Origin of the sequence: Enterococcus sp. 10F3_DIV0382 (genome assembly GCF_002140245.1) — a bacterium.
Taxonomy (GTDB): Bacteria; Bacillota; Bacilli; order Lactobacillales; family Enterococcaceae; genus Enterococcus_B; species Enterococcus_B lactis.
In genome coordinates this window covers 1,445,627-1,467,477 of record NZ_NGMF01000001.1, presented here as the reverse complement: position 1 = coordinate 1,467,477, position 21,851 = coordinate 1,445,627, and the positions used below count along the sequence as shown (strand labels likewise).

Below are 21,851 nucleotides of genomic sequence, written 5' to 3'. Positions count from 1 at the left end.
GGAACTTCCCAATATATTGTTTCAGGAATTTTAGATACGATTGCAAATTCACTTGATATAACTTTGGCAACAGCAGGGCAATTAATGACAATTTTCTCACTGGTATATGCAATATTTACACCCATTCTTATAGGAATAACATCTAGTATTGACAGACGTAAATTAATGATTTTTTCCTTAAGTTTATTTGTAATAGGGAATATCTTGGCATTCATCCTACCTGGCTATCAATTATTTGTAGTAGCTCGAGTTGTTATGGCACTCGGGGCAGGGATAGTTGTTGTTACAGCATTAACTATCGCTACAAAGATCGCACCGGAAGGTAAGCAGGGTAGCTCTATTGCTATAGTGATGATGGGACTTTCGTCTTCGTTAATCATAGGAGTTCCTATCGGAAGAATCATTTCTAGTTTATTAGGTTGGAGGGTTATTTTTGGTGTAATTGCATTACTGGGAATTCTTGCAATGATCCTCATTAGAGCGTCTATTCCACTTATTCAGGGTGATAAGCCTGTACCACTAGTGCAACAGTTAGCTCTTCTTAAAAAATGGAGGATTACGATTGGATTAGCAATTACTTTTTTCTGGCTTGGAGGGTATTCCATTGCTTACACTTACCTTTCACCTTACTTATTAAATGTATCAGGAATAGAAGAAAAGCATTTAAATGGAGTCTTGCTGATCTTTGGTATCGCAAGTTTATTGGGTTCTAAATTTGGTGGATTTAGTACGGATCGTTGGGGAGTTCAAAAAACACTGTTAGGAGGAATGGCATTACACATCGTGATGCTAATATTATTGTCTCTTGTCACAAATTCTTATATTCGTGTTTCAATCATATTAATACTATGGTCATTTGCTGCATGGTCATCGGGACCAACCCAACAATATAACTTGGCTACAATCGAGCCAGAGTCATCAGGTATATTATTAGGCTTAAATCAGTCAGTAATGCAATTGGCAATGGCGGCTGGTGCAGGAATTGGCGGTGTTTTTGTTGAGAAAGTATCACTCTCTTCAGTTACTTGGATAGGCGCACTGGGAGTTACAATAGCTATTGGAGTCGCTTTGACACTTTCTAGAGCACGATTAAGTAAGATGCCAGAAGAGTAAAAAATATCACTCCTTTTAGTTATTGGAAAAGCAGGTTTGAAACAATAAATTAGAATAGAAAGTAAAAAATTATTTATGAACTGGAATAATGTAGCGTCGTTGATTCGTAAAATAGAGACAAGTCCATCATCTTGTGCAAAATACACTTATCACTCTACTTCTGTCAAACCATGTCATCGTTCGAATCTTCAATTGAACGTTTTTAATGACAAAAGCATACCATTGACTGAGAATTTATGGACAAACTGAATTCTAGCAGGTATTAAGTATATATTTCTTTTCCTGGTCATCTCGTTCCTATTTTTTGCTTTTATATCCGTGAACATGCAAACTTGAAACGATACTCTTTTTGGATTGAACATTCAATCCAAAAGGAGTATTTATTTAAAAATAGAAATCATCCCACATGTTTTTTATTCTAAACAAAGAAAGGAAGATTTTTACGTTAAAAGTTTTGTTTCTAACTGCCAGTTCCAGTGAAATGCACACTGATTGAACTGGGTCTTCCATGACTATCTTCCCTGTAAGTGAGCCTTACGAGCAAACTGTCGGTGCATTTGTAAAAGCAATTCACGATCATCGCGAACAGCAACCCGGAGATCTTCTAATAATTGCAAAGCTCATTACCGATTTAACCGATATGGATGAACCCCCGCTTCGTCTTCTTATGGGAAGTGACGCGGTCGCTTATGCCGAAGCTGCAAGCAAAGCTCTTTCAGATTCAGACACAAAATGGAAGCATTTAAGTGAATCCATTAATTTTGACCAAATTGGAGAAACCATTTCACTCGCAAGGAATAAATATAGCTAAGAGGAGGGAGAAAAGAGTCAGTTTATTTTCTTGTTATCGGTTGATAATTAACAGATTAAAAAGTACTGCCAAACTTTTCTGAAGTTAGTATGAATTAAATACGTTCTTTTAAAGGCCTTCAATGGTGGTACGTGGATAGGCTACAATTAACTAGACAGAAAAATTAAGGTGTGTAGACTAGAAGAAAATATACCAGGAGGAATTTTTATGTCTAAGAGAACACGAAGAACTTTTTCACAAGAATTCAAGCAACAAATCGTCAATCTTTACTTAGCTGGAAAGCCACGTGTAGAAATCATTCGAGAATATGAACTAACGGCTTCAGCATTTGACAAATGGGTAAAGCAATCTAAAACGAGTGGTTCATTCAAAGAAAAAGATAATCTTACGCCTGAACAAAAAGAATTGTTAGAACTACGTAAAAGAAACCAGCAATTAGAAATGGAAAATGATATTTTAAAGCAAGCAGCGCTGATATTCGGACGAAGAAACAAGTAATCGATGCGAATAAGCATCTTTACCCTATATCAGCGATGTGCAGAATATTAGGTCTATCACGTCAGTCCTATTATTATCAATCAAAACCAAAGAAAGACGAATCAGAACTTGAAGAAGTAGTCACTGAAGAATTTATCCGCAGCCGAAAGGCCTACGGCTCAAGAAAAATAAAAAAAGCCTTATCAAAACGAGACATTCAGATCAGCCGACGAAAAATTAGTAGAATCATGAAAAATAGAGGATTAAAATCGAGCTATACTGTTGCTTATTTTAAAGTACATCATTCTACTTGCAATGAAGCCAAAACGACAAACGTATTGAATCGTAAATTCTTAAGAGACAACCCATTAGAAGCGATCGTAACAGACTTGACTTATGTACGAGTCGGGAAAAAATGGAATTATGTCTGTTTCATTTTGGATCTGTTCAATCGAGAAATTCTCGGCTATTCTTGTGGAGAACATAAAGATGCCGTTCTAGTAAAAAAAGCATTTAGCCGTATCAAACAACCTCTGACAGAGGTTGAGATTTTTCATACTGATCGTGGAAAAGAGTTTGATAACCAAGCTATTGATGAATTATTAACAACTTTTGACATCAATCGATCATTGAGTCATAAAGGCTGTCCTTTTGATAATGCCGTAGCTGAATCAACTTATAAGTCGTTGAAAGTAGAATTTGTCTATCAATACACATTTGAAACCTTAAAACAATTGGATTTGGAGTTATTTGACTATGTCAATTGGTGGAACCACCTTCGGTTGCACGGTACACTTGGCTACGAGACACCAGTTGGTTACCGTAACCAGAGATTGGCGCAGCGAATCCTTGATAATGAGCTCGGATGTGCTAACGCTAGCGAGGCAGTCTAACTTTAACTGTTAGCTCCTGCCGAAGATCGTCACATCCGAGGAGGCTCATTGTCAAGGACAATCGGAATAGCATACGGAAAGAAGTTCTGCACCTTATAAAATTTGTCAAAAAAACTGTTGCCATTCCACAGGGCAGTGGATATGTTACCGCAAACAATAAAAATAAGGGTTTCCTGACATTATCTCTTCCGGCAAAGTAACCGTGAGAAAAACCTAATGTCTGGAAACCCTTTATTTATCAGTATTTTGAGCTCTCCTATTTCTCCACCCTTGACATCAATACCACGCACTCAACATGATGGGTTTGTGGGAAAAGATCTACAGGCTGAACTTTCTTCACGGCATAACCTGCTTCTGCAAATAACTTAGCATCTCTTGCAAAAGTTGCCGGATTACATGAGATATAGACGATTCGTTCTGGTGACATTTCGATTGCTGATTCAATAAAATGATGATCTAATCCTTTTCGTGGAGGGTCAACTACGATCACAGATGGTTTGATTCCTTTTTCTTGCCATTTTTTCATGACTTTTTCTGCTTTTCCGACTTCATAATAAACATTTTCGATTTTATTATTTAAAGCATTGAATTGTGCATCTTCAATTGCTTCTGGAATAACTTCCATCCCATACACCTTATCCACTTTGTCTGCTAAAGACAAGCCAATCGTACCTATTCCTGAATAAGCGTCAATCACAATGTCTTTTTTATCTAACTCAGCAAACTTGATGGCTGTTTGGTACAGATACTCTGCTTGTTGAGTATTTACTTGATAAAATGACTTTGCTGAGATTCGATAGGTTTTTCCTAATAGCTGATCTTCGATATAGTCTCTGCCATATAAAACTTTTTCTTTGTCTCCTAAAATCACATTTGTTTTTTCTTCATTGATATTTTGGATGACCGAAACCACTTCTGGCAATTCTTCATGAATGGCTTCAGCAATTTCCTTGGATTTAAAGAATTTTTCTTTACGAGTAACTAAAACGACCATCATTTCATGGGAATAATGACCACGACGTATAATGATGTGACGAAGCTGTCCTTCATTTTTTTCTTCATTATATCCTCGTACTTGGAACCGTTGCAAGATATCTCTGACTACTTTGATTGCTTGATCGATGACAGGATCTTGGATATAAAAATCTTCGATAGGGACTAGATCATGGCTATTCTTTTTGTAAAAACCGGTGGCTAACTGTCCATCGATACGGCGAACAGGGATCTGTGCTTTATTACGGTAGCCGAATGGTTCTGCCATTCCGACAGTTGGAAGTACAGGAATTTCTGACATCTTAGCAATCTTCGCCATTACATGCTCTACTTGTTTTTGTTTGAAAACAAGCTGTTGTTCATACTTCAAATGGGCTAAAGGTGCGATACCTGTGCGAAGTAGTGCATTGTTTTCTACAGGCTGGCGATCAGGAGATTGTGTAATAAATGTTTCGACTTTCCCATATCCAAACTTATTGCCCGCTTTCACTACTAGTATTTCTACTTCTTCTCCAGGAAGTGCATTTTCGATAAATAATGGATAACCATCGATTTTTGCTACCCCCATTCCTTCATAACTCAAGTCGACGATTTCGACTGTATATCGTTCGTTTTTCTTTACTATTTGCTGTTCTGTCATATTTTGCTCCTTTAAGCCTATTTTTCAATCCTACTGAACTCTACTATAAATCAGTTAATTACACAACTAAAACCGGCACTGACCTTACTACGTTCAGCACCGGCTTTTGATTAATTCTTTTGATTAGGTGTTTCGTCTGCTATTTTTCCGTCACCGTCGATATCTTCATCCGTTAAACGTTCGACTTCTTTTACGAATTCTTTGCTGACAACCTCTAATTCTTCTTCATCTGTGCCTGTGATTGCTTCATCAGGAATCTGATCGGTATTGGCAAAGAACTCAATGTGCTGATGAAGATTTTGGAAATGCATCGGTGCTTCCCCGCCATATTCACCATCTAAGTTGATCATTACTGGTCGATTGATATCATCTTCTGTTTCGACGAACAAACTGCTTGTTTTGGTATAGATTACTCTTGGATCATCGACATGTCGACCGCCATTCAGCATGAGTGCCGCAATATGCAAGATCTCAAAGATATTTGCTGTCTTTACAATGATCAAAGAAAACTTGCCATCATCCAATTTGGCATCTGGCGCGATCTGTTCGAATCCTCCAACAGAGTTCGTCAGCCCTAGGAAAAACATCGAAGCATTTCCGATATATTCCCCTTCATCATACTTCAAGCGCATTTTGATTGGCTTTACTCGAGGTAGCATCTCTGCTCCTTTCGCAAGGTAGGCAAGATAACCAAAAATACTCTTTAGTTCTGATGGAACTTCATAAGTCAATTCTGTCAAATAGCCGCCTGCAGCGATATTGATGAAGTAACTGCTATCAGAAAGACCGATGTCCATTTTTACTGTTTGGTGTTTTTTTATTACTTCTGCTGCTGCTTTAATATTATCTCTAGGAATTTTTAATGCTCGAGCATAGTCGTTCGTCGTACCGGCTGGGATAATGGCCATTTTAGGACGGTGTTCAAGCGGAGCGATCCCATTGACCACTTCGTTGATCGTTCCGTCGCCCCCAGCTGCCACTACTAGATCAAAACCTAGTTCTGCAACTCTGCGTGCTTCATTCTTGGCTGAATCAGGTTCTGGTGTAGTGGCATAGGCGCTAGCTTCAAATCCTGCTTCTTCTAATGCCTGCAGGATATCCGCCAAATTTTTTTTCAATAATTCTTTTCCCGAGGTAGGGTTATAAATTACGCGTGCTTTTTTCATTTTCAGCCTCTAGCGTTTCGCTAATTCATCTTTAAGCAGCTTGTTCACGACACCAGGATTTGCTTGCCCTTTAGTTGCTTTCATGATTTGACCGACTAGGAAGCCAACCGCACGATCTTTTCCATTTTTGTAATCATCGACAGATTGTTGATTGTTATCCAAGATTTCATTAATGATTGGAAGAAGTTTGCTAGGATCAGATAATTGTACCCAACCATTTTTCTCAACAACTTCTTGCGCTTCTCCGCCATTCGTGATCAATTCACGGAAGACTTTTTTGGCGATTTTTGAGCTGATCGTTCCATCGGCGATCAAACGAATCATTCCTGCTAAGTTCTCAGGTGTCAATTTTGTCTCAGCTAATTCCAGTTTCTCACTGTTTAAGTAAGCAGAAACTTCACCCATCAACCAGTTAGATGCTTGCTTGGCATCTGCACCATTTTCCAAAACAGCTTCAAAGAAATCAGACATTTCTTTTGTAAGTGTCAATACCATTGCGTCATACTCTGGAAGACCAAATTCACGGATATAGCGTTCGCGACGAGAAGCTGGCATCTCAGGTAAACTAGCTTTTACTTTTTGAATCCATTCGTCATCGATCACGAATTTCGGAATATCAGGCTCTGGGAAATAACGATAATCACTAGAACCCTCTTTCACACGCATCAAAACTGTTTTATTCGTTGTTTCGTCAAAACGGCGTGTTTCTTGTTGGATTTCTCCTCCTGAAAGAAGAACTTTTGCTTGACGTTTTTCTTCAAAAGCTAAACCTTTTTTCACGAAAGATAAAGAGTTCAAGTTTTTCAATTCTGCTTTCGTACCGAATTCTTCTTGTCCATAAGGGCGGAGAGAAATATTCGCATCACAACGCATAGAACCTTCTTCCATTTTCACATCGCTGACTTCTGTAAATTGGATGATTGAACGCAATGCTTCTAGATAAGCGTATGCTTCTTCTGGTGAACGCATATCAGCTTCAGAAACGATTTCGATCAAAGGCGTGCCTTGTCGGTTCAAATCAACGTAAGAATAGCCGCCGATACCATGCATGTTTTTCCCAGCATCTTCTTCTAAATGGACCCGTTCGATCCGGATTTTTTTCTTCTTGCCTTCTACTTCGATTTCGATCCATCCGTCATGACCGATTGGTTGATCAAATTGGGAAATTTGATATGCTTTCGGATTATCTGGGTAAAAGTAATTTTTCCGGTCAAAATGAGTATCTTTAGAGATTTCGCAGTTTAATGCCAAAGCGGCTTTCATCCCGAATTCCAGCGCAGCTTTATTCATTACTGGTAGCACGCCTGGATAACCCCAGTCGATCACGTTTGTATTGCTGTTTGGTTCTGCACCAAAATGAGCTGGCGCTGGAGAGAAAATTTTTGAGTTGGTTTTCAACTCGACGTGGACTTCTAGTCCAATGACTGTTTCAAAATTCATTCGTCTTTCCCTCCTAAAATAGCTGGTTGTTGTGTGTGGAATTCTGTTGCTTGTTCAAACGCATATGCCGCTTGATACATCGTTTTTTCATCAAAATAATTACCGATGATCTGCAATCCAACTGGTAATCCTTCTGACAATCCTGCCGGTACAGACATACCTGGAAGTCCAGCCAAGTTGACAGGGATCGTTAAGATGTCACTCATGTACATCGTGATTGGATCGTTGATGTTCTCACCGATTCCGAATGCCACTGTTGGTGAAGATGGTCCGATGATCAAGTCATAATCTGCAAAGACTTTTTCAAAATCTCGTTTGATCAATGTACGGACTTGTCCTGCTTTTTTGAAGTAAGCGTCATAATAGCCCGCACTTAATGAGAATGTACCTAACATGATACGGCGTTTTACTTCTTCACCGAATCCTTCTGAACGTGAGTTGACATATACATCATCCAATGATTTCACGTTTTCAGAGCGATAACCATAGCGGATACCATCGAAACGCTGCAAGTTGGAACTTGCTTCTGATGAGGCAATGATATAATAAACAGCCACACCGTATTTTGAATGAGGTAAGCTGACTTCTTCCACAACAGCACCTAATGAACGGAATGTTTCTGCTGCTTTCAATACAGCTTCTTTTACGCCAGAGGCCACACCTTCGCCTAAGTATTCTTTAGGTAAAGCAATCTTCATTCCTTTGATGTCACCGGTCAGTCCCTCTGCAAAGTCAGGAACTGAAACGCCTGAAGAAGTACCGTCTTTTTCGTCATAACCACTGATAGCTGTCAATGCTAATGCGTTATCTTTCACCGTACGGGTCATTGGTCCGATTTGGTCAAGAGATGAAGCAAAGGCAATCAAGCCAAAACGTGAGACACGGCCATAAGTAGGTTTCATTCCTACAATGCCGTTGAAAGCTGCTGGCTGGCGGATACTTCCCCCCGTATCACTACCTAAGGAAACTGGGATTTGTCCAGCTGCTACTGCTGCTGCAGAACCACCGGAAGAGCCACCAGGTACTTTTGTTTGGTCCCAAGCATTTTTTGTTTTCTTGAAATAAGAAGTTTCTGTACTTCCGCCCATAGCAAATTCATCCATGTTTAGTTTTCCAACAGGGATCATATCTGCTTGATAGATTTTATCCATGACCGTTGCATCATAAATTGGTTCAAAATTGTAAAGAATCTTAGATGCAGCGGTTGTCAAGATATCTTTTGTTACGATATTATCCTTGATCCCAATCGGAATTCCAGCAAGGATGTTGCTTTCATCAATACCTTTTTCATCTAAAGCTTTTGCCTGTTCCAATGCTTTTTCTTCATTCAATGTGATGAATGCTTCGATCTCAGGTTCTGTTTCTTTGATTCGTTCAAATGTTGCTTTTGTCAAATCTTGTACAGTGATTTCTTTCGATACAAGCATACGATGCAGTTCTTCTAGAGAACGATTGTGTATTTTTGTCATTATGCGCCAGCCTCCCCATTATCGATGATTGCGGGTACTTTGATAAAGCCGTCTTCTGTTTCCGGCACATTTTTCAATAATTCATCACGGTTCCATCCAGCTTGCGCCCGATCTTGTCGCATCACGTTTACTGTTTCGACAACATTCGACGTAAATGGAACACCTTCCGTATCTACTTCTTCCAGCATTTCCACCATATCGATGATTTTACCTAATTGGTCGGTAAAACTTGCAAGTTCTTCATCTGCGAACGCAAGTTTTGCTAATTTGGCAACGTGTTTCACTTGTTCTTCACTAATCGCCATACTACCCCTTCTTTCTAAACGAGTTAAAAACTTTGCTCTCTATTTTAACATAAGAGTGCTCTGTCTGAAATTATTTATTGAAATTTGTCTGAAAAAACTCAATATTTATTCTTTTGCTGAGTGGCTTTTAGCCAATGCTTCTGCCATTTGATCTTCTGTCCAAACTTCGATTCCTAATTCTTGTGCTTTGGTTAGCTTGCTGCCAGCATCTTCTCCTGCTACCACGATATCTGTTTTTTTCGATACGCTACCAGTCACTTTCCCGCCAAGATTTTCGATCGTCTCTTTTGCTTCTTCACGAGTCAATCGTGTTAGTTTACCAGTAAGGACTACTGTTTTTTCTTTAAAAGGCGACTCGACTTCTTGCAATTGGGTACTTCGAAGCCCTTTGTATTCGAAATTGACGCCTGCTTGTTTTAATTCATTCATCAATTCATGGACTTCTTCGTTACTAAAATAAGTGACTACACTGTCGGCAATGATATCACCGATCGTATCAAGCGCAATAATCGACTCATAGTCGCTTCTACTCAATGTCTCTAGATCACCGAAATGTTCTGCTAAAATTTTTGCTGCTTTCGCTCCGACATGTCGGATTCCTAACCCGAAAATCAACCGCTCGACCGAATTATCTTTGCTGTTGTCAATTGCTGTCAAAATATTATTTGCTGATTTTTCTTTTATTTTGTCCAACGTCAATAACTCTTCTTCTGTCAATTTATAAAGATCAGCAACATCTGCGACTAGTTTTTTGTCATACATCTGTTCAAGCACACGTGGGCCCAATCCGTCGATATTCATCGCATTTCTTGAGACAAAGTGGTTCAAGCCTTCTTTCATTTGAGCAGGGCATTTAGGATTGATGCACCGTAGCGCTACTTCTTCATCCAAATGGACAAGTTCACTTCCACAAACTGGGCAATGTGTAGGTAATTGGTATTCTTCGCTGTCTTTAGGTCGTTTATCCAACACGACTTGCGAAACTTCTGGAATGATATCTCCCGCTTTATAAATCAGAACTGTATCTTTTAAGCGGATATCCTTCAACTTGATATAATCCCCATTATGCAGACTGGCACGGCTTACTGTCGTTCCTGCTACTCGGACAGGCGTCATGATTGCCGTTGGTGTCACTACCCCCGTTCGTCCGACTGTCCATTCGATGTTTTCGATCAGTGTTTCAACTTCTTCTGGGGGAAACTTATAAGCTGTTGCCCATCGTGGTGCTTTGACAGTAAAGCCAAGTTGATCTTGCAACGAGAACTCATTCACTTTGATGACGATTCCATCAATCTCATAGGGCAAATCTACACGTTTATCATGATATTCCTCAATGTATGCCCATACTTCATCAATCGAATGACATAGACGTTTTTCCCGATTCGTGTGGAATCCTATTTTTTCTAGCTCTTCTAATGCATCATACTGTGTTTTTGCTTCCATAGGACCGAAATCAGCTACTGTGTATAAAAAAGTATCCAGATTTCTTTTCGCTGTGATTTTAGAATCTAACTGACGCAAGGAACCGGCTGCGGCATTCCGAGGATTCGCAAAGATATCTTTTCCCTCTGCTTCTCTGTCTTGATTCAATTGAACAAATGACCGTTTTGGCATGAAACATTCGCCTCTTACTTCGATGTTCATCGGTTCTTTTAATTTGATTGGGACTGATCGGACAGTCTTTAGGTTTTCAGTGATGTTTTCTCCTACAGTCCCATCCCCACGAGTCGCTCCTCTAACGAAGTTCCCATCTTCATAACGCAAAGAGACGGAAAGACCATCTATTTTTAGTTCGCAGCAATAGTCGACTACACGTCCCACTGCTTTTTGTACACGTTGATCAAAAGCTATCAGTTCTTCTTTGCTGAAAACGTCGTTCAAACTGTAAAGCGGAATATCATGAGTGACTTTTTCAAAACCTTCTAATACTTTTCCGCCTACTCGTTGAGTGGGAGAATCAGACGTGATCAAATCAGGATATTGTTCTTCGATTGCTACTAATTCTGCGTATTCTTTATCATAAACATAGTCTTCCACTGTTGGTTTATCTTCTACGTAGTATTCACGAGACCATTGGTTCAATCTTGTACGAAGTTCTTCTGCTCGTTTAGCAGCTTCGTCAATCGTCATTTCATGTTCCATCATTTACCCTCCACTACTAAGCTTTTTCAATTGGCGCAAAGGCAGCCAAAAGACGTTTTACTCCTTGACTTGGGAAAGCCACATCTAGTTCTAGATCCTTCGACGTCCCACTTACTCGGACGACTGTTCCTAGGCCCCATTTTTTGTGTTTGACTTTATCTCCAGGTTTCCAGCTGTTCTTTTCCCCTCCAGTGGCACTTTTAGAGGAAACAACCGCTGTCTCTGGCTGTTTATAGCTATATGCTGTTTTTTTTGCGAATACAGGTGTTTTTTTAGGCGTAGGACGCATGCCCTCGATTTCTAGCAATTCTTGATCGATTTCTTCTACAAAACGAGAAGGACGGTTATATTGCGTCCGTCCATATAATGTTCTGGAGAAAGCATTGGTTAAATACAACGCTTCTTCTGCTCGCGTGATTCCCACATAAGCGAGACGACGTTCTTCTTCCAGTTCGCTTTCTTCCATCAATGCTCGAGATAAAGGAAAAACACCTTCTTCTAGACCAATCAGGAATACAACTGGGAATTCTAATCCTTTGGCTGCATGCAACGTCATCAACGTCACTTGCGAAGCGTCTTCTTCTAAATTGTCAATGTCAGAAACAAGTGCCAGATCGTTCAAGAAGACCGTTAGTTTTTCTTCTGGTGCATCAGCATCTTCTTCATTTTGCTGTTCGAACTGCTTATCGAATTCTTGTGTGACCGTTAAAAATTCCTCCAGGTTTTCGATACGCGCTTGTGCTTCTAATGTATTTTGGATTTTTAAATCTTCCAGGTATCCGCTACGATCCAAAACCTCTTTCGTCAATTCTGTCACTGTCAAGTATGGGATCATCTGCGTGACTTCTTGAATCATCTCTCCAAATGAACCTAATTGCTGGCCTGCTTTTCCACCGATATTTGCCAGTTCCACATTTTGGGCTGCTTCAAGCAGTGGCCATTCATGGAGAGAAGCAAAACTGCGTAGTTTTTCGATAGATCCTGGTCCGATGCCTCGTTTGGGCGAATTAACGATACGCTCAAAACTGATTGAGTCTTGAGGATTTGCCAGCACATTTAAATACGCTAAAATATCTTTGATTTCTTTCCGATCGTAGAATTTGTGCCCTCCAACCATTTTATAAGGAATATTTGCTTTCAACAAGGTTTCTTCCATCACACGAGATTGTGCGTTCGTCCGGTACAAAATGGCAAAGTCGCCGTAATTCCGATGATTGCTTCGAATCTCTTCTTGCATCCGGTCTACGATAAAACGGGTTTCGTCTCGTTCATTATCTGCACGATAGTAAGTGATCTTGTTTCCTTCTTTGTTTTCTGTCCACAAGTTTTTTGGTTTTCGATTGCTATTGTTTTCAATGACTTGGTTTGCCGCGCTAAGAATGTTTTTCGTGGAGCGATAGTTTTGTTCCAGCAAAATCACTGCAGCATCTGGATAATCTTTTTCGAAATCCAAGATGTTCTGCATATCTGCACCGCGCCAGCCGTAGATACTTTGATCTGCATCTCCCACTACGCATAGATTTCTAAATCTACCTGCCAATAAATTGACCAACGTATACTGTGCGTGGTTTGTATCTTGATACTCATCTACATGAATATAATGGAATTTGTTTTGATAATATGTGAGTGAATCAGGATGTTCTTCAAATAACCGGATCGTATTCATGATCAGGTCGTCAAAGTCCATACATTGATTGTATTGAAGCTCTTTTTGATAAGCAGCGTAACATTTTGCCACAATCTCTTCGTAATAACTGCCTTGCATTTTTGCAAAATCTTGAGGGGTCTGCAAGCTATTTTTTGCTTGGGAGATTGTTCCTAATATGCTGCGAGGATCATATTTTTTCGGGTCAATGTTCAGTTCCTTCAGTATCCGTTTCATCAAGGTCAGCTGTTCAGAAGAGTCGATGATCGTAAAGTTCCGGTTATACCCGATAAAATCAACATCTCTTCTTAAAATACGCACACACATTGAGTGAAAAGTCGATACCCAGACATCTTCGCCCCCAGATGCGAGAATCGCATTGACACGTTCTTTCATTTCTTTTGCAGCTTTATTGGTAAAAGTAATCGCTAGGATGTTCCAAGGATTGACTTCTTTTTCCTCAATCAAATAGGCAATGCGATGCGTCAACACTCTCGTCTTTCCACTTCCCGCACCTGCCATCAGCAATAATGGTCCGTCAGTGTGAAGAACAGCTTCTTTCTGACGGGGGTTCATCCCGTTTAATAATTCAGCTTTGGATGACATTAACAACATCCTTTCTTTTATCAATCTTGTTAATTATAGCATTTTCTTGGCTTTCATTAAACTAGCTAATTCAAAATCATTTGTTTCTTTTTATGGATTTCTTCTTGTCAATTCGTTGATTTCGCGCTAAATTAAAAGAAAGCGAGGCGTTTGAATGGAAAAAAAAGGAAAAATCAAGAAATTAGATAAAACTCAGATATATTTTATTCTAAAAGGAATATTCGTTGGACTACTGACAGGAATCGTGGTTAGCCTGTTTCGTTTATCGATCGAAAAGTTAGGCGATTTTGTTCGAAGCATCTATGAAATAAGTCGGGAACAGCCGATTTACTTAGTTGGCATGGCTACTTGCTGCATCCTTGCAGCATTTTTTGTGGGTTATCTGGTCAAAAATGAACCGGATATCAAAGGAAGCGGGATTCCACAAGTAGAAGGACAGCTTCGAGGGGAATTATCAATGAACTGGTTCTCTGTTTTATGGAAAAAGTTCATTGGTGGTGTACTTTCAGTTGGTGCAGGACTTTTTCTAGGTCGAGAAGGCCCTTCTATACAGCTTGGTGCAGCTATCGGACAAGGAGCTGGACAATTGTTTCGGAGTCCATCTTCAGAAGAAAAGATTTTGATTTCTAGCGGAGCAAGTAGCGGACTTGCAGCGGCATTCAATGCTCCTATCGCAGGATTACTCTTTGTTTTAGAAGAAATCCATCACTCCTTCTCTCCTCTTGTTTGGCTGACATCTTTTGCTTCGGCCATCACAGCTAACTTTGTCTCTCTTTATTTTTTTGGCTTAAGACCAGTTTTATATCTAGGGGATCTTCCTTCTTTGCCGTTGAAATATTATGGTTCTTTGGTGGTATTAGGCGTACTTCTAGGCGTCTTAGGTTTTATTTATCAAAAGGTCCTGCTAGCATTGCCAAAATTTTACAACCGATTGCCTTTACCAGCTTATTTTCATGGATTCGTTCCTTTCTTGCTGATTTTGCCGATTGGTTATTTATGGCCTAGTACGCTAGGCGGAGGCAATCAAATCGTTTTAGCTTTTGGACATGCTTCATTGCCAATCATTATGATTATCGGTTTGTTTGTTCTTCGATTCGTTTTTTCCATGATTTCTTATGGTGGTGGTCTTCCAGGAGGGATTTTCCTTCCGATATTGACATTGGGGGCTTTAATCGGTAGCTTTTATGGAAACATCATGGTTGATTTCGGGATGGATCCAATCTACATCAAGGATTTCGTCGTGATTGCCATGGCTGGTTATTTCACAGCAATTGGGAAAGCACCGCTGACAGCAATTATTTTAGTGACAGAAATGGTTGGCTCTCTCAATCATCTGATGCCTTTAGGGTTGGCTGCTCTTGTTGCTTATATCGTCAATGATCTTCTCGGAGGGAATCCGATCTACGAATCATTGTTGGAACGTTTACTTGGAAACAATCAGACCGCCGCTCTTAAAGGCGCAAGGACAACTTTTGATTTTCCAGTAACGGCAGAGAGTTCTTTAGACGGATTAATGGTACGGGACTTCAATTGGCCTAAAAATATGCTGCTAATCTCTATACGCAGAGGAAATCAGGAAATCTTGACTCACGGCGATACGATCATGAATGTAGGAGATATTTTGGTAATCTTGACTGATGAAGCAAACTTACCAAGAATCAAGCAAGAAATCGAGGCTAAATCTTCGATCACAAATTTGAAGCAATCATTTTAACGTACCGGGAAGAACTATTTTATGGCACAACAACTATTCATCTATACTACTTTTACTCTACAAAAAAAGAAGAGGCTGGATTTCCCCAGTCTCTTCTTTTTATTTCTATGCTTCTGCTACTGCAGGAGCTTTTCTCAATAAACCATAAATCACACCAGAGACGACTGCTCCGATAGCAATAAACACCAAATACATGATTGGGTGACTCAGTAAGAATACAACAAAAATTCCGCCATGAGGAGCCAGTAATTTGATTCCGAAAGCACCGACTAATCCGCCAGTTAAAGCAGAACCAATAATAAAACTTGGAATGGCACGAATCGGGTCAGCTGCTGCAAATGGAATCGATCCTTCCGTGACAAACGAAAGTCCCATCACGATGTTCGTCAAACCAGCATCTTGATCTGTTTTGCTGAATTTATTTTTGAATAAACGTGTAGCAACGAAAATCGCCAATGGAGGGACCATTCCTCCAGCCATAACAGAAGCCATCACAACACTTCCGCCAGTGGCAACAGTCGTAGCTAAAGTTGCTGTACCAAATACATAAGCGGCTTTGTTGATTGGACCGCCTAAATCTGCCGCCATCATTCCAGCTAATAATGCACCAAGTAAAGCAGCATTCGAACCACTCATACTTGTCAAGAAACCGTTCAATGCATCATTGATTGCTTTCATAGGGACATTGACTAGCAACATCAGGAAACCAGTAATCAGTAAGCCAAACACTGGATAAAAGAGGATCGTTTTGATTCCATCCAATGATTTTGGTAAGTTCTTGAATAATTTACGTAAAAATACGATGACATAACCAGCCAAGAATCCACCAATCAGTGCGCCTAAGAATCCTGCGCCACCTGTATTAGCTAATGCACCAGCAGCAAATCCAACAATCAAACCAGGGCGGTCGCCGATACTTGAAGCAATAAATCCAGCTAATACCGGTAACATGAACCCAAATGCAGCTTGTCCGATTTGGTTGAACCAGCTAGCAGCTTGATTGTAGTTCCCCAGATTCGATAACTGGTCATGCGGCACGCCAATAAATTGGTCAATCATGAAAGAAAGAGCAATAGCGATTCCTCCACCAATAACGAATGGTAACATGTGTGATACGCCATTCATCAAATCTTTATAGATTCTTTGTCCGACAGTACCATCCGCGTTTCCTTCTTCTGAACTATTTTCTTTTCCGTCACCATGGAATACTGGTGCAGTACCACTAAGGGCTAGATTGATCAACTCTTCTGGTTTACGGATACCATCACTGACTGGACGATTGATCAATTCTTTTCCGTCAAAACGGTTCATCTCTACTTTTTTGTCTGCTGCAACGATCACGCCTTCTGCACGAGCGATGTCTTCAGCAGTCAATCGGTTTTTGATTCCTTCTGAACCGTTCGTTTCGACTTTGATCTCCACTCCCATTTCTTTCGCTTTTTTCTTCAAAGCATCTTCTGCCATGTAAGTATGAGCGATTCCTGTTGGGCAAGCTGTAACGGCAACAACGAATTTTCTTTCTGGATGAGCAGAAGCTTCTGCAGCTTGTGTTTCTTGTTCTGCTTTTTCTTCTGCTTCTTTTTGCTCTTCAGCTGTTTGGAACAAGTCTTGGACTTCTTCTGGTGTACTTGCTTCTTTTAATTTCGCTACAAAATCTGCATCAATCAGCAATCGAGATAGTGCTGCTAATGCTTGCAAGTGTGTGTCGTTCGCGCCCTCTGGAGCTGCGATCATGAAAAACAGATAAGTTGGCTGTCCGTCTAATGCTTCATAATCTACTCCTTTTTGGCTTTTTGCAAATAAAACTGTTGCTTCTTTGACTGCACTATTTTTCGCGTGAGGCATGGCGATTCCGTCACCAAGACCTGTAGAGGTTTGTGCTTCACGAGCTAGAATTCCTTCTTTATATGTGTCGATATCGGAAATCCGGCCGGCATCAAACATTTTTTGGACCATTTCATCGATCGCGCCTTTTTTATCAGTCGCTTGCAAATCCATGATCATTGCTTCTTTGACCATTAAATCCTTGATATTCATGATTATCCTCCTTGAAACTAATCAATTTTTGTGATTTCAACTTCTGGCAATAACTCATCAATCAGTTCGCGATCTGCCAAGTCATCAGAAAAAGCCGTTGCGCTTCCACAAGCAACTCCCCATTTAAAGGCTTCGATCGGATCTTTTGTCCGACTGTAAGCACCAATAAAACCGGCGATCATTGAATCCCCTGCACCTACTGAATTTTTCAACGGGCGAACCAATACATTCGTTTTATAAGTTCCTTGTTCTGTAAAGAGCAAAGCGCCATCTCCAGCCATTGAGATCAGCACATTCTGTGCCCCTTCAGCTAGTAATTTTTTCCCATACGGAATGATTTCTTCTACAGATTGGAAGGTTGTATTGTAAAGCTCAGCTAATTCGTGATTGTTTGGTTTGATCAACAACGGTTTCTTAACAAGTGCATTCTTTAGATCATCACCTGTTGTATCGATTACGAAATCTGCACCTTTTTCTCGAATGATATCAATCAGTTCTTGATAAAATCCTTTTCGTAGGCTGGCTGGCGCGCTTCCTGACAATACGACGATATCTCCTTGTTCTACTTTCCCTAGCGCTTGCTTCAATTCATTGATTTCTTCATCTGAAATAGCTGGACCTAAACCGTTAATTTCAGTTTCAGTATCTGATTTTAGTTTGATATTGATTCTTGTATCTTCTTGCACGTGTGTGAACAAAGATTTGATTTGTTCTTTTTCAAGCCACTTCGAAATAAATTCGCCAGTGAATCCTCCTAAAAAACCTAGTGCTGTAGATTGAGAATCGATCCGTTTCAAAATACGGGAAACATTGATCCCTTTTCCTCCAGGCAATTTGAAGTCTTCTTTCATCCGGTTCAAATCACCTAGTTTTAACCCATCTACGCGTACAATATAATCAATTGATGGATTAAGTGTTACTGTGTAAATCATTGTATTGCCTCCTTAATTGTTGTCTTTTCACGGAATTCATTGATGAATTCTAATGGACAACGCTCGGTTATGATCGTGGCTGCTTCCAAAGGTGCAACAGAGGTGAAAGACAACTGGCTGAATTTAGTATGATCAATCAATACAAAGGTCTCTTCTGAATTTTTCATGGCTAAACGTTTAACTGCTGCTTCTTCTGGATCCGGAGTCGTGAATCCTTGTTCGATGTGTGCACCGTTCATTCCCATAAACGCTTTATTGAAATGAAAATGTTTTAGTTGTTCTATCGCATTAGATCCTAAAACAGCATTGGTTGACAGCTTGATCGTTCCACCTAAAATGATCGTAGCAAGCTCCAAATCGACTAAATTTGCCGCATGTTGAACGGAATTTGTCACCACTGTGATTTGTTTTCCTTGTAAAAAAGGAATCATTTCTAAAGTAGTCGAGCCAGCGTCTAAATAGATGACATCTTCGTCATTAATGGTTTCAGCTGCCAATTTGGCGATCTGCTGTTTTTCATGAACGTTTTTGAGTGATTTTTCACTCATATTCTGCTCAAAATTCAATAATTGCTCTTTCTTAGCGCCGCCATGGACTCTTTCTAGAAACCCACCATTCTCCAACTCTTGCAAATCACGCCTTATCGTTGATTCTGAAGCATTCAAAAGGTTTACAAGATCTTGTGATTTCACGATTTTCTGCTGTTCAAGCAAGTCTAGGATTTTTTGTCTGCGTTCCTCTGTAAGCATTTTCACGATCACCTCAATACAAATAATAGCATATTTTTTTTAGACTCGCAATACAAATCAGTCAAAAACGTTCATAAAAATTATAAATCAGTCAAAAAAATAAAAAACCAGTCTTTTTTTGACTGGTTTCCTACTTTACTTGACTATTATCAAACTGTTTTATCGTTTGTTATTTTCGCTTCTTGTTTTTTTCATATAAACAGTAGCAGATTTTCTTTCCTTATGAAGAAGGTAATAATAAAGTCCCATCCCACCAAACATAACCAAGAAACCGATGACTGATCGAATAGGAAAATTAGGAACAAAAAAAAGACAGACGGATAATAATGATGCTGGAACCATGATTCGATAATAAAGTTGTTTATCCATTTTCTTCACCTCATATTTTTTGTAAAGTAATCAATTGTTCTAATTCGCGATAATCTAAAAACTGCACACGCAGATGCTTCTCGCCTTTCTTGACATCAAATTGGACACTACGCCGTTTTTTCTTTATTCGTTTGAAGGCAATATCAGAGAGTCTGTGTTTGATTTCCTTTAACGGTAAATCCGGAAGTGCTTCAGAAGGAACATAGATTCTTAATGATAAAAGATAATCTTGATATTTCTCATCTGTTACCTCTACTTCTAGATATTCCCTGATGTAATAACAATACGCTTCGATTCCATTGTCCAAAGCAACAGTCGGATCGATGATCTTATAGCACATCATTCGCGCGCGATTCTCGTCAACCCAAGGAAAATACGCCTGAGCATTCAGTGTTCCGCGGACACGTCTTTCTTTATAATTTCCTCCTTGAATATCATAACTTTTCGTTACAAAGAACGAGGCATTTTTTTTGGGAACAGGTTGCATTTGCGCATTTTGATACTGGACAGATTGAATCGTATGATCAGTATAAATGTATTCAACAAATGGTGGTTTCAACAATCCCACGCCGTTATCCCAAGCAAGGTGGTCAAACCCAAGCTGGTCTCTAAAATAGGATTGGAATAGCTGATTGTTTGTTTTTTGCCAATTGAATGGGTCTCGATAAAGCTGGATATATATGACTTCATTATCTAATTCTTTCACTTTTTCTACTTGTTGTGTATCGAGAAAAATCGGTTTTGGGATAATCTGATGGTAATAGTGACTGTAATACATTTCCCAGCATGAGGTAAAACATAAGCCTTGATAAAAAAGATCGTAGCCTGGAAATTGATTGCAATCCACTACTACGTCGCCATTTTTCTGTTTCATTTTAGGTAAACGCTCGATTTCATCCATCGTCTCAAACAGCAGCCGCTGGGTGATCTCTTTTGTATTGTGATAGATAAACTCGCTATACGCTCTCATATAAGCAAACACACCATGGGCAATCATTTTTTTCTGAATGAAATCTCGAATCAAAAACTGGTTTTCTTTGAAAACAGAGATAGACAATACATTTTTTATCAACAATTGATTGCCTTCCAAACGAAAACTACACTCGTTCTCGTCATTCCCTACAACTAACCAGCTTTCGTCTCTTACCGATGCGAGCATTATTTTTTCTTGAAGTTTCCTAAGATTATACGGGTCCGCTTGTTGAGTGAAAGAGCGGATAAATGTTGGCTGGATCAACAGACGTGTCAAAACAGCCCAATCGCTTATTTCCTGTTTTTTTTTTCATCATCTAAGTCTGTGAGCTGGATAGTCATTAATAATTTATCTTCACCAATCATTTTCTCACCTCTTTCAAATCTTTTTATAATTTAATTATAACGAATGATAAAGAAAAACTAAAACTTTTTGTCTTGGAAACCAATTTTAGGTATTACATGGTAAACTAAGTAAAAAAGGAACAAAGAGGTGTTCGCGATGGGATTGAAATTTGAACGTACAGACAATTTAGATAAACTTTTCGAATCATTTGCTGTCGATCCGGAAAAAACAGTTGCGCCAAAAGAAGAAATCGATCGGTTTCTAAAACCGCAACCACAAAAAGAAAAGAAAAAAGACAAGAAACAAAAGTAAGATAAGTTCTGCAAAAAAAAGACTTACCAGCCAAACTTTTATGGAAGAGTTTGACTGGTAAGTCTTTTTTATTCTTTTTATGATTCGATTGCTTGTTCGATTGCTGCCCATGCTTCTTCTTTTCCTTGTTTTGTAACGGAAGAAAAAAGAATAAATGTGTCATTATGATCAAAATCCAATGCTTTTTTGATCTCGCTTTCATGCTTGTTCCATTTACCGCGAGGAATCTTATCTGCCTTAGTAGCAACAACGATCACAGGGATATCATAATACTTCAAAAATTGATACATCTGGATATCTTCTTGAGAAGGCTTATGGCGTAGATCTACTAAAGAAACGACCGCACGTAGTTGTTCTCTGGTCGTTAAATATGTCTCGATCATCTTTCCCCATTTTGCTCGTTCAGTTTTGGATACTTTTGCATACCCGTATCCTGGAACATCGACAAAATGCAACGCATTCTCAATCAAATAAAAGTTCAAGGTCTGGGTCTTTCCAGGCTTACCGGAAGTACGCGCTAAATTCTTTCGATCAATCAATGTGTTGATAAAAGAAGATTTCCCTACATTTGATCTCCCTGCCAGAGCTATTTCCGGCAATTGTGTCTCTGGATATTGTTTTGGTGCCACTGCACTTATGATGATTTCAGCTTGATGGACTTTCATGGTCTCTCTCCTTAAAAAGGTGATGAATAAAGCAAGCGGCTGTCGTAAAAGCCAA

Annotated in this window: 17 protein-coding genes and 1 pseudogene; 5 read left to right on the top strand and 13 right to left on the bottom strand. The window is 39.5% G+C overall.

From position 1 onward, the window contains the following. From A5849_RS07430 to A5849_RS07420, 3 genes are all read left to right on the top strand, one after another. Nucleotides 1–1,113: MFS transporter (locus A5849_RS07430; RefSeq protein WP_086310025.1), on the top strand; the 1,113-nt coding region annotated here is incomplete at its 5' end. Nucleotides 1,114–1,621: 508 nt separating this feature from the next. Then, nucleotides 1,622–1,924: a hypothetical protein gene (locus A5849_RS07425; protein ID WP_002348326.1), complete on the top strand. Its 303-nt coding sequence runs from the start codon at nucleotides 1,622–1,624 to the stop codon at nucleotides 1,922–1,924. Between the two features lie 207 nt (nucleotides 1,925–2,131). After that, a protein-coding gene (locus tag A5849_RS07420; RefSeq protein ID WP_143353344.1) for an IS3 family transposase occupies nucleotides 2,132–3,294 on the top strand; the annotation gives its coding sequence in 2 pieces (ribosomal slippage) (nucleotides 2,132–2,408 and nucleotides 2,408–3,294; 1,164 coding nt in all). 256 nt (nucleotides 3,295–3,550) lie between these two features. Here A5849_RS07420 and rlmD read toward each other — a convergent pair. The 7 genes from rlmD to pcrA all read right to left on the bottom strand — a co-directional run bounded on the left by rlmD (nucleotide 3,551) and on the right by pcrA (nucleotide 13,700). Continuing rightward, the gene (gene rlmD / locus A5849_RS07415) at nucleotides 3,551–4,927 is read right to left on the bottom strand and encodes a 23S rRNA (uracil(1939)-C(5))-methyltransferase RlmD (RefSeq protein WP_002347857.1); all 1,377 of its coding nucleotides are present in this window, start codon (nucleotides 4,925–4,927) and stop codon (nucleotides 3,551–3,553) included. A gap of 110 nt (nucleotides 4,928–5,037) precedes the next feature. Then, nucleotides 5,038–6,093, bottom strand: a complete 1,056-nt coding sequence (locus tag A5849_RS07410) for a diacylglycerol kinase (RefSeq protein ID WP_002292050.1) — start codon at nucleotides 6,091–6,093, stop codon at nucleotides 5,038–5,040. Between the two features lie 9 nt (nucleotides 6,094–6,102). Then, complete coding sequence (gatB, locus tag A5849_RS07405) at nucleotides 6,103–7,533, bottom strand: Asp-tRNA(Asn)/Glu-tRNA(Gln) amidotransferase subunit GatB (RefSeq protein ID WP_002309021.1); 1,431 nt, start codon at nucleotides 7,531–7,533, stop codon at nucleotides 6,103–6,105. Then, nucleotides 7,530–9,002 (bottom strand): Asp-tRNA(Asn)/Glu-tRNA(Gln) amidotransferase subunit GatA, encoded by a 1,473-nt coding sequence (gene gatA / locus A5849_RS07400; RefSeq protein ID WP_002292053.1) that lies wholly within the window; start codon nucleotides 9,000–9,002, stop codon nucleotides 7,530–7,532. The genes gatB and gatA overlap by 4 nt, the downstream gene beginning before the upstream one ends. Next, nucleotides 9,002–9,307 carry an Asp-tRNA(Asn)/Glu-tRNA(Gln) amidotransferase subunit GatC gene (gene gatC, locus A5849_RS07395; RefSeq protein ID WP_002288477.1) on the bottom strand — a complete coding sequence of 102 codons (306 nt, stop codon included), beginning with the start codon at nucleotides 9,305–9,307 and terminating at the stop codon, nucleotides 9,002–9,004. The genes gatA and gatC overlap by 1 nt, the downstream gene beginning before the upstream one ends. Nucleotides 9,308–9,412: 105 nt before the next feature. Further along, nucleotides 9,413–11,449 (bottom strand): NAD-dependent DNA ligase LigA, encoded by a 2,037-nt coding sequence (gene ligA, locus A5849_RS07390; RefSeq protein ID WP_002306506.1) that lies wholly within the window; start codon nucleotides 11,447–11,449, stop codon nucleotides 9,413–9,415. Between the two features lie 16 nt (nucleotides 11,450–11,465). Then, entirely contained in the window at nucleotides 11,466–13,700 is a 2,235-nt protein-coding gene (gene pcrA, locus A5849_RS07385) for a DNA helicase PcrA (protein WP_002334742.1), read from the bottom strand. A 154-nt stretch (nucleotides 13,701–13,854) separates the two neighbouring features. Here pcrA and A5849_RS07380 point away from each other — a divergent pair, with 154 nt between their 5' ends. Next, the gene (locus A5849_RS07380) at nucleotides 13,855–15,414 is read left to right on the top strand and encodes a ClC family H(+)/Cl(-) exchange transporter (RefSeq protein WP_002292056.1); all 1,560 of its coding nucleotides are present in this window, start codon (nucleotides 13,855–13,857) and stop codon (nucleotides 15,412–15,414) included. A gap of 105 nt (nucleotides 15,415–15,519) precedes the next feature. Here A5849_RS07380 and A5849_RS07375 read toward each other — a convergent pair whose 3' ends face one another. The 5 genes and pseudogenes from A5849_RS07375 to A5849_RS07355 form a co-directional block, all read right to left on the bottom strand. Further along, a complete protein-coding gene (locus A5849_RS07375) occupies nucleotides 15,520–17,451 on the bottom strand; it encodes a fructose-specific PTS transporter subunit EIIC (protein WP_002306502.1) in 1,932 nt (643 codons plus the stop codon). Between the two features lie 17 nt (nucleotides 17,452–17,468). After that, entirely contained in the window at nucleotides 17,469–18,383 is a 915-nt protein-coding gene (pfkB, locus tag A5849_RS07370) for a 1-phosphofructokinase (protein ID WP_002292062.1), read from the bottom strand. Then, on the bottom strand, nucleotides 18,380–19,132 hold the full coding sequence (locus A5849_RS07365; protein ID WP_002297539.1) for a DeoR/GlpR family DNA-binding transcription regulator: 753 nt from the start codon (nucleotides 19,130–19,132) through the stop codon (nucleotides 18,380–18,382). The genes pfkB and A5849_RS07365 overlap by 4 nt, the downstream gene beginning before the upstream one ends. A 159-nt stretch (nucleotides 19,133–19,291) precedes the next feature. Next, nucleotides 19,292–19,501 carry a hypothetical protein gene (locus A5849_RS07360; RefSeq protein WP_002347859.1) on the bottom strand — a complete coding sequence of 70 codons (210 nt, stop codon included), beginning with the start codon at nucleotides 19,499–19,501 and terminating at the stop codon, nucleotides 19,292–19,294. Nucleotides 19,502–19,511: 10 nt separating this feature from the next. After that, a pseudogene (locus A5849_RS07355) lies at nucleotides 19,512–20,839 on the bottom strand (hypothetical protein). A gap of 136 nt (nucleotides 20,840–20,975) precedes the next feature. On the opposite strand from A5849_RS07355, the gene A5849_RS14945 reads away from it, so the two are divergent. After that, nucleotides 20,976–21,131, top strand: coding sequence for an SPJ_0845 family protein (locus A5849_RS14945; protein WP_002292066.1), 156 nt, complete (start codon nucleotides 20,976–20,978; stop codon nucleotides 21,129–21,131). 77 nt (nucleotides 21,132–21,208) lie between these two features. Here A5849_RS14945 and yihA read toward each other — a convergent pair whose 3' ends face one another. Further along, on the bottom strand, nucleotides 21,209–21,796 hold the full coding sequence (gene yihA / locus A5849_RS07345; protein ID WP_002292067.1) for a ribosome biogenesis GTP-binding protein YihA/YsxC: 588 nt from the start codon (nucleotides 21,794–21,796) through the stop codon (nucleotides 21,209–21,211). Between the last annotated feature and the right edge of the window lie 55 nt (nucleotides 21,797–21,851).